We start from the raw sequence: 15,998 nt of genomic DNA on the forward strand, positions 1-15,998 counted from the left end.
TAGTGGTACAATAATAGTACGATTTTCAGATGACCAGGAGAGACCCATGAACCAGTATTTAGTAGCGATACATTATATTCAACTGCTTCAAGCAGAACTCGATATTCTAAATCATGATGCACGCTTGCTTTTTGATTTAAAGATTGAACCAAATCTTGCTAAACGAGAGCTTGCTGACTTGAAAGTATCCCTATCTAAATTATCTGACAAAAACCTTTATATCGAAGGTACAATCTGGTATCAACCAAGTTTGTTTGCAATTATTGATCAAAATTTAGGGGTTATTGATGACTGGCTCAAGGAATTAGATGACTTCTTTGAATTTACCTATAGTACAACAGTTTTCACTGTTTTGAAAGAAAATGAAAATCGAAGTTACGACTTATTACTTGGTCTCTATAGCCGTCTTGAATACGTTATTTCAGAAATAAAAAATAGCCGTTAGTCATCTAACGGCTTTTAGTATATAAAAAAATATAGGTTCTGTTTTAAATATCAAATAATTTGACAAAATACGCAAATGTGTGTAAAATAAAATTTGAAAATACTCTAATAAAAATAATGTTAAGTTAAAGGAAGATAACAACTAAGTGAGTAAACAGGGGTTGAAATTGGGGGCTTTTGTTAAATATTATTTGGTGAGCCTTGCGTCACTGAGCTTTTTATGTCTTATTTTGTATGGGCTATATTCTTTAAATGGGCTCATTCCTTTTTCTCTAGACAGAACTTCAAGTCTTGAAGTAAAGCATTATTCAGGGCAGACCACCTCTTCTGTAAAAAAAGATGGTGATTATAAGGTTCAGGATATTAGTGGTGAAACTAAGAGTTACAATGTTGATTTGAAAGTAACAAACGATGGGGACAAGGTTATTCAAACCTATGTCTTTGAGTATAAAAAATGATTCTATAATAAAAACTCACAAACTTAGCAAGATTGTGAGTTTTTTAGATGTCTTTTACCAAAGTCCTAATAGCTTTTGCATGAGAAGAGAAGCAAGACTGATTAATAACCAACAAACTCCTCCCACTAGAAGTGCTGAGCCTCCTTTAGTGATTAGTTGTTTGAGATTTGTTTGGAAACCAATAGCTGCCATGGCCATAACAATCATAAATTTCGAAAGGTCTTTTAAAGGTGAAAAGACGGCAGGTGTTACACCGAGTGACATTGAAACAGTTGTAATCAGTGAGGCCAAAAGGAACCAAAGGATAAAGTTAGGCACTGCTTTGGCTAGCGAGAATGCTTCCTTTGTATTGTCCTTTCGCGACTGCCATACAGAAAGCCCAAGAGTTATAGGGATGATAGCAAGCGTTCGAGTCAACTTAACAATTGTTGCCTGCTCTAGAATGGATGTTCCATGTAAGCTATCCCAAGAGCTGGCTGTAGCAGTTACAGAAGAAGTATCGTTGACAGCTGTTCCAGCAAATATGGCAAAGCCTTGATTACTAAGTCCCAACCAGGATCCCAAGTGAGGGAAGAGTAGAGCTGCTAAGATATTGAAAAAGAAAATTACAGAGATTGCTGTTGCAATAGATTCATCTTTAGCCTTGATTACAGGAGCAGTTGCAGCGATAGCAGATCCCCCACAAATAGAAGAACCAACACCTACTAAAGTAGCAATTTCACTATCTAGCTTGAACACGCGATGGACGACATAAGCAGTAAGCAGTGCTGTAGTAATAGTTACTAGAATAATGGGAAGTGATGTTACGCCAACCTTAAAGACTTGGGAAAGATTTAGTCCAAATCCAAGAAGAATAACAGCGTATTGTAATACTTTTTTAGAAGTGAATTGCATTCCTGCTTTAAGTTTCTGTGAATCTCTTAGAATTATTCCTAGCAGAAGTCCTATAAATAAACCAAGGACAGGTCCACCAATGATAGGGAACAAGTTTCCAAGGAACCATGCTAGGAGAGATATAAGTATTGCAATACTTAATCCGAGTAAGAATTCTTTTATTTTCATTCATCTATCTCCTTAAAATTTGACTATATTATAGCTTATTATAAATATGATGTAAAGATGACATTTGCTTTATTTATCAAGGAAAATAGGTCTGAAAGTTGCGACTTGTCAGTTTTTCTGATAGAATAGTATTAAAATATTATAATCGGAAATATTATGAAGGAAGGGTTGTATGTATCGTCATTTAAAGAAGTATATGATTTTTATCGTGGGAGCTTTTATGTGTTCACTTTTTTTGGTTCTAGCTTTCACAACAGATAGAAAAAATGATAACAGTGTTAATGCTAAAGCTGAAGCTGCCTACAATCAAACTACGACGGCTTTTATTGATAGTATCGGAGAGACTGCTAGACAGATTGGTCAAGATTACAATATCTATGCTTCTGTTCTAATTGCTCAAGCCATTCTGGAATCAAATTCAGGTCAGTCAGGTTTGAGTCAAGCTCCTTATTACAACTTCTTCGGGATTAAGGGCTCTTATAACGGGAATTCTGTGACCATGCGTACTTGGGAAGACGATGGTACAGGGAAGACTTATGAGATTGATGAACCTTTCCGTTCTTATGGAAGTCTAAGTGATTCTTTAGCCGATTATGCTGCTTTGATGACGTCATCAACTTATGCTGGTACATGGAAATCAAATACAAGTAGTTATGCAGATGCCACTCAAGCACTGACAGGAACTTATGCAACTGACAGTCTTTACGCTTCTAAATTAAATAGCATTATTGCATACTATGGTTTGACTGCCTACGATCAAGCTCCAGTTACTCAAGCAACTGCTTCAACAAGTGGCCTTGTTTGGAATAGCTATAGAGGCTCATACACAGATGCTGAGACCTTATCTATAGATGAGGCTTGGGCAAGCTATAAAAATTATAAATAATGATGAGAGTCGAAAGGCTCTTTTTTTGTGCACCAAAATTGAATAGTTTGGGCGATAAAAAGTCCCCAACATTATATGCTGGGGACTAACATCTATTAGTTGTCAAAAGTGACTTCTTTAACGAGGTTATCTAGGAATTTTTCCCCCATTTTAGAGAGGGTTGCCTTTTCATGCTTCAAGTAAACAATATCAATCTCATCATCAATATCAAGCGGGATAGAGACAATGTTATCACCATTCAAATTACTATTTAAAATACCTGTAGCAATGGTATAACCATCCAAACCGATTAATAGGTTGAAGAGTGTCGCGCGGTCTGAAACCACGATGGATTTTTTATGGGGAATCTGAGAGAGAATTTCTTCAGAATAGTAGAAGGAATTATGAATCCCTTGGTCGTAGCTAAGGTATGGGAAGTCTTCTAAATCTTCTAAAGAGACAACTTCATGCTTAGCCAAGGGATTTGACTTGCTGACAAAGATATGTGGTCTAGCTTTGAAGAGACTGGTATATGTGAGACGGTTGTCGTCAAACATCTTAGTCAAGACATCTCGGTTATAGCTGTTAAGGAAGAGAACACCAATTTCTGAACGGAAGTTTTTAACGTCCTCAATAATTTCGTAAGTACGTGTTTCACGTAAGAAGAGCTCGTAACGTGTCATATCAGCTCTCTTGAGAAGTGAGACGAAGGCATTGACAACAAAAGCGTAGTGTTGAGAGGAAACACTAAACAATTCACGTGTCTCTGTGTGACTCTTGTAGCGTTCTTCCAAGAGATTCGTTTGTTCCACTACCTGACGGGCATAAGAGAGAAATTCAACGCCATCCTTGGTTAAGGTGATTCCCTTAGGGTTACGGATAAAGATATCAATTCCCATTTCTCTTTCCAAGTCACGAACAGCATTTGAAAGACTTGGTTGCGTAATGAAAAGTTGTTTTGCAGCTTCATTCATTGAGCCGGTTTCGACGATTTTGATAATATAATGTAATTGTTGAATTCGCATAGCCTTATTATAGCATATTTTAAGGATTATTCCTTAGGATAAGAGGCAAGTAAAAGGTCTTTTTAGGACTATACCAATTTTTATACTTGACAATGTCAAATATATGCAATATACTGTCCTCGTTAAGCTTTTTAAAGAGCTTATTGACTATACCAATTTTAAATGAAGGAGACATGACCTCTTTGATCTGAGGTTATTATTAAAAATATGTGTGGAATTGTTGGTGTTGTAGGTAACACAAATGCAACTGATATCTTGATTCAAGGACTTGAAAAGCTAGAATACCGTGGTTATGATTCAGCTGGTATCTTTGTAGCGGGCGATGCATCTAGTCAATTGGTTAAGGCTGTTGGCCGTATTGCGGAACTTGCTGCTAAAACTGAAGGAGTAGAAGGCACAGCCGGTATTGGACATACTCGTTGGGCAACTCACGGTAAACCAACAGAGGACAATGCTCACCCACACCGCTCAGAAACAGAACGTTTCGTTTTGGTTCACAATGGTGTTATTGAAAACTATCTTGAAATTAAGGAAGAATACCTTGCTGGTCACCATTTCAAAGGTCAAACTGATACTGAAATTGCAGTTCACTTGATTGGAAAATTCGTTGAAGAAGATGGTTTGTCAACTCTTGAAGCATTCAAGAAAGCTCTTCACATTATCCGTGGATCATATGCCTTTGCCCTCATGGATTCTGAAGATGCCTCAACAATTTACGTTGCAAAAAACAAATCACCACTTTTGATTGGTCTTGGTGATGGCTATAACATGGTCTGCTCAGATGCCATGGCTATGATTCGCGAAACTAATCAATACATGGAAATTCACGATCAAGAGTTAGTTATCGTGAAAGCTGATAGTGTTGAAGTTCAAGATTATGATGGCAATGTAAAAGAACGTGATAGCTATACAGCTGAACTTGACCTATCTGATATTGGTAAAGGCACTTACCCTTACTACATGCTCAAAGAAATCGATGAGCAACCAACAGTGATGCGTAAGCTTATCCAAGCCTACACAGATGACAAGGGGCAAGTGACTGTAGATGCTGATATTATCAAGGCTGTTCAAGAGGCTGATCGTATCTATATTCTTGCGGCAGGAACATCATATCATGCTGGTTTTGCTTCTAAGAAGATGCTCGAAGAGTTGACAGATACACCAGTTGAGCTTGGTATTTCTTCTGAGTGGGGTTATGGTATGCCACTCCTTAGCAAGAAACCTCTCTTTGTCTTTATTAGCCAATCAGGTGAAACAGCAGACAGCCGTCAGGTTCTTGTTAAAGCTAACGAGTTGGGTATTCCAAGTTTGACAGTGACAAACGTTCCGGGATCTACTCTTTCTCGTGAAGCTGATCATACAATGCTTCTTCATGCTGGCCCAGAAATTGCCGTAGCTTCTACTAAAGCTTACACTGCTCAGATTGCGGCTCTTGCCTTCTTGGCTAAAGCAGTCGGTGAGGCTAATGGTAATGAAAAAGCTAAAGCTTTCGACTTGGTACATGAATTGTCACTTGTAGCACAATCTATCGAATCAACACTCTCTGAAAAAGAAGTCATTGACGAGAAAGTGGCAGCTCTTCTTGCAGAAACACGTAATGCTTTCTATATTGGTCGTGGTCAAGATTACTACGTTGCTATGGAAGCTAGTCTTAAATTGAAAGAAATCTCATATATACAATGTGAAGGTTTTGCAGCAGGTGAGTTGAAACACGGAACGATTGCTTTGATCGAAGATGGTACACCTGTTATTGCCCTCTTGTCTGACGCTGTTCTTGCTAGCCACACTCGTGGTAATATCCAAGAGGTAGCAGCACGTGGTGCTAAAGTGTTGACTATTGCTGAGGAAAATGTTGCTAAAGAAGGCGATGACATCGTTCTTAATAACGTTCACCCTTACTTGTCACCAATTTCAATGGTTGTACCGACACAATTGATTGCTTATTTTGCAACACTCCATCGTGGACTCGACGTCGATAAACCACGTAACTTGGCTAAATCAGTTACTGTTGAATAAAAATACCAACATCTCTTACAGTGTAAGGGATGTTGTTTGTTTGTTTTTATCGTTTTCACCCTTGCTTAATTGAGAAATCTAAAGTAGAATAGTATCTATATCACAATCTTAGGAGAGAATTATGTCATTACCAAATTGTCCAAAATGTAACTCAGAGTATGTTTATGAAGATGGAATCTTGCTTGTATGTCCTGAATGTGCCTATGAGTGGGATCCAAACGAAGTTGCAGAAGAAGAAGGACTTGTGGTTCTTGATAGCAATGGCACACGTCTTACTGACGGTGACACTGTTACGGTTATCAAAGATTTGAAAGTTAAAGGTGCGCCAAAAGATATTAAACAAGGCACACGTGTTAAAAATATTCGTTTGGTTGAAGGTGACCACAACATTGATTGTAAGATTGATGGTTTTGGTGCTATGAAACTTAAATCTGAATTTGTTAAGAAAATCTAAATAAGCTTTAGAGATGCTAGACTTAAGTATTGTTTGTTTCTCAGGACAGATTATTTAAGTCTCTCAGGAGTGTGACTATGAACTCATTTAAAAAGTGGGTCTAGTCGCACTCCTTTTTACTATTTTCAAAATCTTATATCATTTTTTTTAAAAATTTGGTATAATATTCAGCAATACTAAATAATTATAGGAGTTTATATGTCATACGTTTTGGAAGTATTACCAGCCCTTTTGAACGGTGCGGTAGTCACACTTCAAGTATTCTTCATTGTTATCGTACTGTCGATTCCATTAGGGATTGTACTTGCTTTCTTAATGCAGATTAAATTCAAACCTTTAAATTGGTTACTCACCCTTTACGTTTGGATTATGCGTGGAACGCCCCTCCTTTTACAATTGATCTTCGTTTATTATGTTCTTCCGAGTGTAGGAATTGTCTTCGATCGTCTACCAGCTGCTATTCTTGCTTTTACGCTTAACTATGCAGCTTATTTCGCAGAGATTTTCCGTGGAGGAATCTTGGCTATTCCGAAAGGACAATACGAAGCAGCAAAAATGCTTAAACTTAGTCCTTTCCAAACCATCCGCTACATTATCCTTCCTCAGGTAGTCAAGATTGTCTTGCCAAGTATCTTTAACGAGATTATTAACTTGGTTAAGGATTCATCATTGGTTTATGTGCTTGGGGTTGGAGACCTTCTTTTGGAAAGTCGTACCGCTGCGAACCGTGATGCGACCTTAGCACCGATGTTTGTGGCTGGAGCTATCTATCTTATCCTTGTGGGTGTTGTGACTGTGGCTTCGAAAAACATCGAAAAGAAATTCAACTATTATAAATAGGAGACCTTATGTTAGAATTAAAAAATATTTCCAAGCAATTTGGTCAACACAAAATTTTTGATAAGTATAATCTGACAGTAGAAGAAGGAAAAATCTTGGCTATTGTCGGACCATCTGGTGGTGGTAAAACGACTCTCTTGCGTATGCTAGCAGGACTTGAAACCATTGATTCAGGACAAATTATTTATGAAAATGAAGAGATTCCTTTGGATCAGATGGAAAGCCGTAATTTGCTCGGTTTTGTCTTCCAAGATTTCCAACTGTTTCCACATTTAACAGTCTTAGACAATCTAACGCTTTCGCCAATTAAGACGATGGGAATGTCTAAGGAGGATGCTCAGAAAAAAGCTCAAGCTCTGCTTGACCGTTTAGGCCTTGGAGCTCACGGAAATGCTTATCCTTACTCTCTTTCTGGGGGACAAAAACAACGTGTTGCATTTGCGCGTGCTATGATGATTGATCCGAAAATTGTCGGTTATGATGAACCAACATCAGCTCTTGACCCTGAGTTGCGTCAAGAAGTTGAGAAATTGATTTTGCAGAATCGTGAGACTGGGATTACGCAAATCGTTATCACTCACGATATGCAGTTTGCACAGCACATCGCCGATGAGATTGTCACTATCAATCCAAAATAGTGAGGATTTTCCATGAAAAAAATAGTAAAAACGATTTTGCTAGGCTGTCTTGTCATTTTGCCTTTGTTTGCGCTATCGGCTTGTAGCTCGCGCTCACATTTTGCAACTCAGAAAAATCAGTGGCAGACCTATACCAAAGAAAAGAAAATCAAAATTGGTTTTGATGCGACCTTTGTTCCTATGGGGTATGAGGAAAAGGATGGTAGCTATGTTGGTTTTGATATTGATCTTGCTACTGCAGTTTTTAAATTGTATGGTATCGATGTCGAATGGCAGGCTATTGACTGGGATATGAAAGAAACAGAACTGAAGAATGGGACAATTGACCTCATTTGGAATGGTTACTCGGTCACGGATGAGCGTAAGCAGTCTGCAGACTTTACAGTGCCTTATATGGTCAATGAACAAGTACTGGTAACCAAAAAGTCTTCGGGAATTGATTCTGTTGCAGGAATGGCAGGTAAGACCTTAGGTGCCCAAGCAGGCTCTTCCGGTTATGATGCTTTCAATGCTTCTCCGAAGATTTTGAAGGATATCGTGGCCAACCAAAAAGCAGTCCAATATTCGACCTTTACTCAGGCCTTGATTGACCTTGATAGTGGACGTATTGACGGCCTATTGATTGACCGTGTGTATGCTAATTACTACTTAGAAAAATCAGGAGTTCTGGATCAGTATAACGTTATGCCTGCTGGTTACGAGGGTGAAAGCTTTGCTGTAGGTGCTCGTAAGGCAGATAAGACACTGATCAAAAAAATCAATCAAGGATTTAGAACCCTTTATAAAAATGGAGAATTCCAAAAGATTTCTGACAAATGGTTTGGTGAAGATGTTGCCACCGACCAAGTTAAAGGGAAAAAATAGAAGGATAACAACATTCTAGAAGGGATGTTGTTATTTTTTTGTGGAAAATACTTGAAATAAAACAAGTTATATTTTATACTAATGTTAGTTTATAAACTAACGAAAGGGTGAGCATGGGATATTTTGATTATTCAAGAGAACCGCAAAGTGATATTGCTTTTGTAGATATGAAATCTTTCTATGCGAGTGTAGAGTGTGTTGAACGTGGGCTGCACCCTCTTAAGACTTCTCTATGTGTGATGAGCAGGGCTGAAAATGCTAATGGTTTGATATTAGCCTCCTCCCCCATATTTAAGCAGGTTTTTGGCAAGTCAAATGTTAGTCGTTCTTATGACTTACCTTTTGACATTCATTCTCGTAAGTTTCATTATTATAATGCCAAAAAGCAGGGACTTCCAACGGATAGAGATTTTGTAAATTACATCGAATCTTGGGCCAAGGTTACCTTTATCGTTCCTCCTAGAATGGACCTCTATATAAAAAAGAATATCCAAATTCAACACATTTTCCAGAATTATGCCAGTGTTGAAGACATTCTTCCTTATTCCATTGATGAGGGTTTCATTGATCTCACGTCGTCACTGAATTACTTTATTCCCGATAGAACAGTTACAAGAAAAGATAAGTTAGATATGATTTCAGGGCGTATTCAAAGAGATATTTGGAGGGAGACAGGTATTTACTCGACAGTTGGGATGTCTAACAGCAATCCCCTATTGGCTAAGTTAGCTCTTGATAATGAGGCTAAACATACGGCTACTATGAGAGCCAACTGGTCCTATGAAGATGTCGAGACTAAGGTTTGGAATATTCCCCATATGACTGATTTCTGGGGGATTGGTAAGCGGATGGAGAAGCGGCTAAACAAGTTGGGAATTTGCTCCATTCGAGAACTTGCTAATAGCAATCCTGATACTCTTAAAAAGGAGTTAGGTATTGTAGGTTTAGACCTCTTTTTTCATGCTAACGGTATTGATGAGAGTAATGTTCATAAACCTTATAAACCAAAGTCACATGGCTTAGGAAATTCTCAAATCTTACCACGAGACTATGAGCGTCAAGCTGATATTGAATTGATTCTAAGAGAGATGGCGGAGCAGGTAGCCATTAGGTTAAGACGAGCTCATAAGAAAGCTTGTCAAGTTACCATTAGCATTGGATTTTCAAAGTTAGAGGGCAAGCGTTCGCTACAAGCACAGATGAAGATTGAACCTGCTAATAACACAAGGATATTAATAGGACATGTCATTGCACTCTTTAGGAAGAAATATCAAGGAGGGGCTGTTCGAAGTGTGAGTGTCTCTTATGCAAATTTTGTAGATGAAGGGTTTCAAATTCTTTCTTTATTTGATAATCCAGATGACATTGATAAAGAAGAAAGGCTTCAGTCAGCTATAGATAGTATTCGTCAGGAATTTGGCTTTACGACCATTCAAAAAGCGACTTCTTTACAGGGGGCATCTAGGAGTCTTGCTCGAAGTAAGCTTATTGGTGGACACTCGGCTGGGGGATTAGATGGCTTAAAATGATAGACCGTAGTTACCTTCCCTTTCAATCAGCTAGGGAACATAAAGATAGGGGAATGATGAAGTGGATGGGCTTTTTCTTGTCGGAACACACAAGTTCCCTACATGAAGATAAGACTAAAGAAAATCTTACGAGTCATTTGGATGATTTAGAGAAGTTTACTTTATTAAACCAGCTTTATTCAGGTCAATTATTGGGAAATTTCCAGATAAAGGATCAAGGTAGGTGCTGTAGATGTAGTGGCTATGTGGTTGACTTGGATTTTAATCAAGTTACTATAAAATCTTGCAAGCGACATAAATGTATTCTAACAAAGGATATATTAGAAATTAGTTTGGGGGTTGAAAACATAGATGAGGAAGAGAAAAATTTATGATGATAAACTTCAAATTGATTATTTTTCTGCTAGCTATTTAAAATTTGAAGAGGACTTTTATCGCTATTCTGCCATGGATATTCCCTTAACCTTTTTGACGGATGATATTATGAGGGAGATGGCCATCAGTCAAAAGAATTATTTTTTATTAAATAAAGAGAATGCCAGAGATGGACGCAATCATTATTTCCATTTTGAAGTCAGCCTACCGGATTCCAAGACACTTGTGAGACAGTATAGATATCTTGGGAATGATTGAAATATAGCTATATCAGCAGAAAAAATAGTACTTATCGAATTTGTATAGAGACTTTTCAAGAAAGTTTTCGCAAGCTAAGAAAAACTTTATGTAAGCGTTGATATTACCTCTGTAAGTGCTATAATGAAGGTGTTAAAAGTTATCATATGGAGGTAATTAAGATGAGAGCAGTTGTTGTTAATCAAGCAAGCACAGGTGTTGAAGTTGTTGATCATGAAAAACCAGCAGTAGTAGGTCATGGCCAAGCTTTGGTTAAAGTTGAGTACTGTGGCGTTTGTCATACTGACCTTCACGTATCTCATGGAGACTTTGGTCAAGTACCAGGTCGTATACTGGGCCACGAAGGTATTGGTATTGTCGAAGAAGTTGGCGAAGGGGTTGAAACACTTAAAAAAGGTGACCGTGTATCAATCGCTTGGTTCTTCGAAGGATGTGGTTATTGTGAATACTGTACAACTGGTCGTGAAACACTCTGTCGTTCTGTAAAAAATGCTGGTTATAGTGTTGATGGTGGTATGAGTGACTATGCTTTGGTTACCGCCGACTATGCTGTGAAAGTTCCAGAAGGACTTAATCCTGCTCAAGCTTCATCTATTACCTGTGCGGGAGTTACAACATATAAAGCTATTAAAGAAGCTAAAGTTGAACCTGGTCAATGGGTAGCTATTTATGGCGCTGGAGGACTAGGTAACTTGGCTATTCAATATGCTAAGAAAGTTTTCAATGCACGAGTAGTGGCTGTTGATATCAACCAAGATAAACTTGATTTGGCTAAAGAATCTGGTGCTGATTTAGTGGTGAACGGTAAAGAAGTTGAAGATGTAGCAGGCTATATCCAAGAAAAAACTGGCGGTACACACAGTGCTGTTGTAACAGCTGTTTCTAAGGTTGCTTTCAATCAGGCTATCGATAGTGTACGTGCTGGTGGAACAGTCGTTGCGGTTGGTCTCCCATCTGAATATATGGAGCTCTCAATTGTCAAAACAGTTCTAGATGGTATCCGTGTTGTTGGATCTCTTGTAGGTACACGTAAAGACTTAGAAGAAGCCTTCGACTTTGGTGCACAAGGCTTGGTAGTACCAGTTGTTGAAACCGTTCCTGTTGATACAGCGGTGGAAGTCTTTGATCAAATGGAAAAAGGTGAAATTCAAGGACGTAAAGTATTGGATTTCACTAAGTAAGCAAACATCTATCTATGCTATCCTGACTATGTGAAGAGTCGAGTGGTGTAGACTTGCACTGATACCAGAAAGTTACACAAATAATTTAAGTGAAGGATTTAGTTTTCTGCTATATAGGACTAGGTCCTTTAGTTTTACCTTAATTCGTTTGTTGTTGTAATAGGCTCTGACCTTAAAAAGATAGACAAAATTTTATTCATATGAAAAGTAGTAAAAAAGTTATATAATGATTTCGTAAATAAAGAGTTAAAGAATATTATCATTTATAACAAGGAGTATGAAATGGATTCTACCAACTTGGACTCGGAACTATTCATAGAGTTTAAATCACATGGGAAACGATGCCAACTTTTATATATATCCGATAGCCATAGTGAAGGGTTATATGAGATTGTTTCTACTGAACGAGAACGTCTTGCTATGTGGCTTCCTTGGGTGGAAGATATGAAAAGTATTGAAAATGAAAGAGCGTTTATAAAGTATGCACGTGAAAAAATGGAGCGTAATGAGTTATTTATGTTAACAATTTGCGTCAATCAGAAACCAGTAGGGATGATAGATATACATAATATTGATTTACAAAAACATCAAGCCGAAATTGGATATTGGATATCAGAAAAATATGAAAATCAAGGTTTTGTAAAGCAGGGATTAAAAGAATTAATAAAAATCATTCCATCCAAATTTAAAATTGATAAGATTTTGATTTATATAGATGTTGATAATGTTAAAAGTAAGTTTATACCAATCAGTTTAGGTTTTAAAAAGGAAAGCAAAATTTCCCAATTCGAGTTCTATAATGGATCCTATCATGATTTTGAAATTTATGGGCTAAATGTCAATGAAAGCAATATAGCAAATGGTTAAAGTGAAATTTTTACAAATAAATAACAATCTGAGTGTTTTGATTTTCCCCATTGTCTAAGTATGTTGTAAGAGTTAGTACTGAACATCAGAAAAGGAAAAATTTTTCTGACCCCATATCATTGCTTATTGGTTTATTTTTTAAATAAGATATAAAAAATCCCCACCAGAAAGAAATTCTGGTGGGGTATTTGGTGGGGAACCAAATATAATTAATTAGATTTTAGCGTTTTAAAACAATTCAAAATGCTGTTAAATCAATCAAGTCACTTTAAATTAGGTTTATATTTTATTCCCACTCTACAGTTGCAGGTGGTTTACTTGTAATATCGTAGACGATACGGTTAACGTGGTCAACTTCGTTAACGATTCGAACAGAAATCTTTTGAAGAACTTCCCATGGAAGTTTCGCAAAGTCAGCTGTCATACCGTCAATTGAAGTAATAGCACGGATAGCGATAGTGTAGTCATAAGTACGGCCATCACCCATAACACCGACAGAACGAACGCCTGTGTTAACAGTGAAGTATTGCCATACATCACGATCAAGACCGGCTTTTGCAATTTCTTCACGAAGGATAGCATCAGACTCACGAACAGTTTCAAGTTTCTCTTCAGTGATTTCACCCATAACACGGATGGCAAGTCCTGGTCCTGGGAAAGGTTGACGCCAGACAACTTCATCAGGCATTCCCATCTCAGTACCAAGGGCACGAACTTCATCTTTAAAGAGGGTATTAAGTGGTTCAATCAATTCAAACTGCATGTCTTCTGGAAGACCACCAACATTGTGGTGAGATTTGATTGTTTGGGCTGTCTCAGTACCTGATTCAATAATATCAGTGTAGAGTGTTCCTTGAGCTAGGAAGTCTACACCTTTAAGTTTGCTTGCTTCGTCATCAAAGACGTAAACAAACTCGTTACCGATGATTTTACGTTTTTTCTCAGGATCATCAACACCAGCCAAGAGGTCTAGGAAGCGTTTAGAAGCATCAACACGGATAATGTTAAGGCCAAATTTACCTCCGAGCATCTCCATAACTTGGTCACCTTCACCTTTACGGAGAAGACCGTGGTCAACAAAGATACATGTCAATTGATCTCCGATTGCTTTTTGCAAAAGGACACCAACAACAGATGAGTCGACCCCACCTGAGAGTCCAAGAAGGACTTTACGGTCACCAACTGCTTCACGGATTTGTGCAATTTGCATATCTACGAAGTTAGCCATTGACCAGTCACCTTTGGCACCACAGATACCAAAAGCAAAGTTTTTCAAGATATCGTTACCATATACAGAGTGACGAACTTCTGGGTGGAATTGGATACCGTAGAAGTTTTTCTCAGTATTTTCCATTGCAGCGAATGGGCAATCTACTGAGTCACCAACAAGATGGAAACCTTCTGGAATTTCTGTAACAGCATCACCGTGGCTCATAAGAACGACTTGTTCTTCAGGAGTTCCTGCAAAGAGTTCTGATTGGGCACGAAGGCGAAGTGTTGATTGGCCATACTCACGGTTACCAGCTTCACCAGCAGGAACAACTTTACCACCAAGTTTGTGGGTCAACAGTTGCATTCCGTAACAGATACCAAGAATTGGAATACCAAGTTCAAAAATTTCTTCGTCAATACCAAAGGCATCTTCGGCATAAACAGAGTTAGGACCACCTGATAGTACGATACCGATAGGATCGATGGCACGGACTTCATCAGCGGTAATTTTATGGCTTTTCAATTCAGAGAAAACGCCAAATTCACGAATACGACGTGCAATCAGCTGATTGTATTGGCTACCATAGTCTAGAACAATGATTTTCTGCACATCATTCAAAGTAGAAATGTCAGTCATTATTACCCTTTCTTTTTACGTCACACATGGACTCTTTCTTATGCAATCATTGTATCACAAATTTATGGACTTAGCACCTAGATTTATACGAGAAACTGTAAGTATCATACTCTTCTTTACAATTCTGTTACTTTTTTTGTAAAATAGGGGTACAGAAGGGGGTATTAGATGTTACCAGCGTATATTCGCATACATGATAAGATTAAGGAAGATGTTGATGATGGTACTTGGAAAATCGGGCAACGTCTCCCTAGCGAGCGAGATCTTTGCGAGACTTTTGATGTGAGTCGGATGACTGTGCGCCAGGCGATAACACTTTTAGTGGATGAGGGGATTTTAGAACGCAAACCAGGCAGTGGAACCTTTGTGGCTAGCAGTCGAGTTAAGGAAAAGATGCGTGGAACCACGAGTTTCACAGAGATTGTTAAATCCCAAGGCAAGAAACCATCTAGTGAGCTCATTTCTTATAAACGTGTACATCCCAATGAATTTGAAATCAAGAATTTAGGTGTTTTACCGCAGTCCTATGTCATTCGTATGGAACGTGTTCGTTTTGCCGATGACATTCCAGTTGCCTATGAGATTGCCAGTATCCCTGAGAAAATTATCCGAGGTTTTAAGGAATCAGAAATTACCGAACACTTCTTCAAGACCTTAACTGATAATGGCTATGAAATAGGGAAAAGTCAGCAGACCATATCAGCAAGTTTGGCCAATAGTAGTTTAGCCAAGCACCTCAAGGTTAAAACTGGCGATGCTCTCTTGAGTCTGACACAAATTTCCTTCCTCCAAGACGGGCAGGCTTTCGAATATGTACGAAGTTACTATGTTGGCGACCGTTTTGAATTTTATTTGGAGAACAATTAACAGTCACGGCTTTTTTCTGCACAAGAATGGTGCTAACACCATGATTTTATGGTAAAATGGAGCTTATGGAAATTGAAAAAACCAATCGCATGAATGCCCTTTTTGAGTTCTATGCAGCCTTGTTAACAGATAAGCAGATGAACTATATTGAGCTATATTATGCAGATGATTATAGTTTGGCAGAAATTGCCGAGGAATTTGGTGTGAGTCGTCAGGCTGTATATGATAACATCAAGCGTACTGAGAAGATTTTAGAAGCTTACGAGATGAAACTACATATGTATTCAGATTACATTGTTCGTAGCCAAATTTTTGATGATATTATGGAAAAATATCCAGACGATAGCTATCTTCAGGAACAAATTGCTGTGCTTAGCAGCATTGATAATAGAGATTAGATTCAAGC

18 protein-coding genes are annotated in these 15,998 nt (G+C 38.1%); 15 read left to right on the forward strand and 3 right to left on the reverse strand.

The features are described 5' to 3' along the window. The first annotated feature begins 46 nt into the window (after nt 1–46). Together HMPREF3112_RS04345 and HMPREF3112_RS04350 are read left to right on the forward strand one after the other, a co-directional pair. The gene (locus tag HMPREF3112_RS04345; RefSeq protein ID WP_004182057.1) at nt 47–445 is read left to right on the forward strand and encodes a hypothetical protein; all 399 of its coding nucleotides are present in this window, start codon (nt 47–49) and stop codon (nt 443–445) included. A 145-nt stretch (nt 446–590) separates the two neighbouring features. Next, nucleotides 591–902, forward strand: a complete 312-nt coding sequence (locus HMPREF3112_RS04350) for a hypothetical protein (protein ID WP_022496675.1) — start codon at nt 591–593, stop codon at nt 900–902. 54 nt (nt 903–956) lie between these two features. On the opposite strand, the gene HMPREF3112_RS04355 is transcribed toward HMPREF3112_RS04350, so the two are convergent. Beyond that, the gene (locus HMPREF3112_RS04355; protein WP_022496674.1) at nt 957–1,964 is read right to left on the reverse strand and encodes a YeiH family protein; all 1,008 of its coding nucleotides are present in this window, start codon (nt 1,962–1,964) and stop codon (nt 957–959) included. Between the two features lie 172 nt (nt 1,965–2,136). Between HMPREF3112_RS04355 and HMPREF3112_RS04360 the strand changes: the two genes are divergently transcribed. After that, complete coding sequence (locus HMPREF3112_RS04360) at nt 2,137–2,850, forward strand: glycoside hydrolase family 73 protein (protein WP_022496673.1); 714 nt, start codon at nt 2,137–2,139, stop codon at nt 2,848–2,850. Between the two features lie 95 nt (nt 2,851–2,945). On the opposite strand, the gene HMPREF3112_RS04365 is transcribed toward HMPREF3112_RS04360, so the two are convergent. Next, on the reverse strand, nt 2,946–3,854 hold the full coding sequence (locus HMPREF3112_RS04365; protein ID WP_002891090.1) for a LysR family transcriptional regulator: 909 nt from the start codon (nt 3,852–3,854) through the stop codon (nt 2,946–2,948). A gap of 207 nt (nt 3,855–4,061) precedes the next feature. Between HMPREF3112_RS04365 and glmS the strand changes: the two genes are divergently transcribed. The 10 genes from glmS (at nt 4,062) to HMPREF3112_RS04415 (ending at nt 12,876) form a co-directional block, all read left to right on the forward strand. Continuing rightward, nucleotides 4,062–5,870 (forward strand): glutamine--fructose-6-phosphate transaminase (isomerizing), encoded by a 1,809-nt coding sequence (gene glmS, locus HMPREF3112_RS04370; RefSeq protein ID WP_002891089.1) that lies wholly within the window; start codon nt 4,062–4,064, stop codon nt 5,868–5,870. A gap of 121 nt (nt 5,871–5,991) precedes the next feature. Further along, nucleotides 5,992–6,324: a zinc ribbon domain-containing protein YjdM gene (locus HMPREF3112_RS04375; RefSeq protein ID WP_037603162.1), complete on the forward strand. Its 333-nt coding sequence runs from the start codon at nt 5,992–5,994 to the stop codon at nt 6,322–6,324. A gap of 198 nt (nt 6,325–6,522) precedes the next feature. Continuing rightward, nucleotides 6,523–7,164, forward strand: coding sequence for an amino acid ABC transporter permease (locus HMPREF3112_RS04380; RefSeq protein WP_014634576.1), 642 nt, complete (start codon nt 6,523–6,525; stop codon nt 7,162–7,164). Between the two features lie 8 nt (nt 7,165–7,172). Continuing rightward, nucleotides 7,173–7,802: an amino acid ABC transporter ATP-binding protein gene (locus HMPREF3112_RS04385; RefSeq protein WP_014634575.1), complete on the forward strand. Its 630-nt coding sequence runs from the start codon at nt 7,173–7,175 to the stop codon at nt 7,800–7,802. A 12-nt stretch (nt 7,803–7,814) separates the two neighbouring features. Then, nucleotides 7,815–8,666, forward strand: coding sequence for an amino acid ABC transporter substrate-binding protein (locus HMPREF3112_RS04390; protein ID WP_048675609.1), 852 nt, complete (start codon nt 7,815–7,817; stop codon nt 8,664–8,666). Nucleotides 8,667–8,779: 113 nt separating this feature from the next. Continuing rightward, on the forward strand, nt 8,780–10,195 hold the full coding sequence (locus HMPREF3112_RS04395; protein WP_048675612.1) for a Y-family DNA polymerase: 1,416 nt from the start codon (nt 8,780–8,782) through the stop codon (nt 10,193–10,195). Next, nucleotides 10,192–10,569, forward strand: a complete 378-nt coding sequence (locus HMPREF3112_RS04400) for a hypothetical protein (protein ID WP_048675615.1) — start codon at nt 10,192–10,194, stop codon at nt 10,567–10,569. Before HMPREF3112_RS04395 ends, HMPREF3112_RS04400 begins: the two co-directional genes overlap by 4 nt. Then, nucleotides 10,547–10,828 carry a DUF5960 family protein gene (locus HMPREF3112_RS04405; protein WP_037600001.1) on the forward strand — a complete coding sequence of 94 codons (282 nt, stop codon included), beginning with the start codon at nt 10,547–10,549 and terminating at the stop codon, nt 10,826–10,828. Before HMPREF3112_RS04400 ends, HMPREF3112_RS04405 begins: the two co-directional genes overlap by 23 nt. 161 nt (nt 10,829–10,989) lie before the next feature. Beyond that, nucleotides 10,990–12,009, forward strand: a complete 1,020-nt coding sequence (gene adhP / locus HMPREF3112_RS04410) for an alcohol dehydrogenase AdhP (RefSeq protein ID WP_048675618.1) — start codon at nt 10,990–10,992, stop codon at nt 12,007–12,009. Nucleotides 12,010–12,291: 282 nt separating this feature from the next. Then, the gene (locus tag HMPREF3112_RS04415) at nt 12,292–12,876 is read left to right on the forward strand and encodes a GNAT family N-acetyltransferase (protein ID WP_048675622.1); all 585 of its coding nucleotides are present in this window, start codon (nt 12,292–12,294) and stop codon (nt 12,874–12,876) included. Nucleotides 12,877–13,162: 286 nt separating this feature from the next. Here the strand turns inward: HMPREF3112_RS04415 and guaA are convergent, their stop codons facing one another. Then, the gene (gene guaA / locus HMPREF3112_RS04420) at nt 13,163–14,725 is read right to left on the reverse strand and encodes a glutamine-hydrolyzing GMP synthase (RefSeq protein WP_070438341.1); all 1,563 of its coding nucleotides are present in this window, start codon (nt 14,723–14,725) and stop codon (nt 13,163–13,165) included. Between the two features lie 168 nt (nt 14,726–14,893). Here guaA and HMPREF3112_RS04425 point away from each other — a divergent pair, with 168 nt between their 5' ends. Both HMPREF3112_RS04425 and HMPREF3112_RS04430 read left to right on the forward strand, forming a co-directional pair. Further along, nucleotides 14,894–15,592 (forward strand): GntR family transcriptional regulator, encoded by a 699-nt coding sequence (locus HMPREF3112_RS04425; protein ID WP_070438346.1) that lies wholly within the window; start codon nt 14,894–14,896, stop codon nt 15,590–15,592. A 65-nt stretch (nt 15,593–15,657) separates the two neighbouring features. Then, the gene (locus tag HMPREF3112_RS04430; protein WP_002883908.1) at nt 15,658–15,990 is read left to right on the forward strand and encodes a putative DNA-binding protein; all 333 of its coding nucleotides are present in this window, start codon (nt 15,658–15,660) and stop codon (nt 15,988–15,990) included. Nucleotides 15,991–15,998 lie beyond the last annotated feature (8 nt).

The organism is Streptococcus sp. HMSC10E12, assembly GCF_001807855.1.
GTDB classification, from domain to species: Bacteria; Bacillota; Bacilli; order Lactobacillales; family Streptococcaceae; genus Streptococcus; species Streptococcus salivarius.

Excerpts from the sequence above, each read along its gene's own strand:
- guaA (WP_070438341.1), bottom strand. The coding sequence starts at position 14,725 with ATGACTGACATTTCTACTTTGAATGATGTGCAGAAAATCATTGTTCTA.
- HMPREF3112_RS04415 (WP_048675622.1), top strand. The coding sequence starts at position 12,292 with ATGGATTCTACCAACTTGGACTCGGAACTATTCATAGAGTTTAAATCA.
- HMPREF3112_RS04380 (WP_014634576.1), top strand. The coding sequence starts at position 6,523 with ATGTCATACGTTTTGGAAGTATTACCAGCCCTTTTGAACGGTGCGGTA.
- HMPREF3112_RS04375 (WP_037603162.1), top strand. The coding sequence starts at position 5,992 with ATGTCATTACCAAATTGTCCAAAATGTAACTCAGAGTATGTTTATGAA.
- HMPREF3112_RS04390 (WP_048675609.1), top strand. The coding sequence starts at position 7,815 with ATGAAAAAAATAGTAAAAACGATTTTGCTAGGCTGTCTTGTCATTTTG.
- HMPREF3112_RS04355 (WP_022496674.1), bottom strand. The coding sequence starts at position 1,964 with ATGAAAATAAAAGAATTCTTACTCGGATTAAGTATTGCAATACTTATA.
- HMPREF3112_RS04360 (WP_022496673.1), top strand. The coding sequence starts at position 2,137 with ATGTATCGTCATTTAAAGAAGTATATGATTTTTATCGTGGGAGCTTTT.
- HMPREF3112_RS04400 (WP_048675615.1), top strand. The coding sequence starts at position 10,192 with ATGATAGACCGTAGTTACCTTCCCTTTCAATCAGCTAGGGAACATAAA.
- HMPREF3112_RS04345 (WP_004182057.1), top strand. The coding sequence starts at position 47 with ATGAACCAGTATTTAGTAGCGATACATTATATTCAACTGCTTCAAGCA.
- HMPREF3112_RS04405 (WP_037600001.1), top strand. The coding sequence starts at position 10,547 with ATGAGGAAGAGAAAAATTTATGATGATAAACTTCAAATTGATTATTTT.
- HMPREF3112_RS04395 (WP_048675612.1), top strand. The coding sequence starts at position 8,780 with ATGGGATATTTTGATTATTCAAGAGAACCGCAAAGTGATATTGCTTTT.
- HMPREF3112_RS04365 (WP_002891090.1), bottom strand. The coding sequence starts at position 3,854 with ATGCGAATTCAACAATTACATTATATTATCAAAATCGTCGAAACCGGC.
- adhP (WP_048675618.1), top strand. The coding sequence starts at position 10,990 with ATGAGAGCAGTTGTTGTTAATCAAGCAAGCACAGGTGTTGAAGTTGTT.
- HMPREF3112_RS04385 (WP_014634575.1), top strand. The coding sequence starts at position 7,173 with ATGTTAGAATTAAAAAATATTTCCAAGCAATTTGGTCAACACAAAATT.
- glmS (WP_002891089.1), top strand. The coding sequence starts at position 4,062 with ATGTGTGGAATTGTTGGTGTTGTAGGTAACACAAATGCAACTGATATC.
- HMPREF3112_RS04430 (WP_002883908.1), top strand. The coding sequence starts at position 15,658 with ATGGAAATTGAAAAAACCAATCGCATGAATGCCCTTTTTGAGTTCTAT.
- HMPREF3112_RS04425 (WP_070438346.1), top strand. The coding sequence starts at position 14,894 with ATGTTACCAGCGTATATTCGCATACATGATAAGATTAAGGAAGATGTT.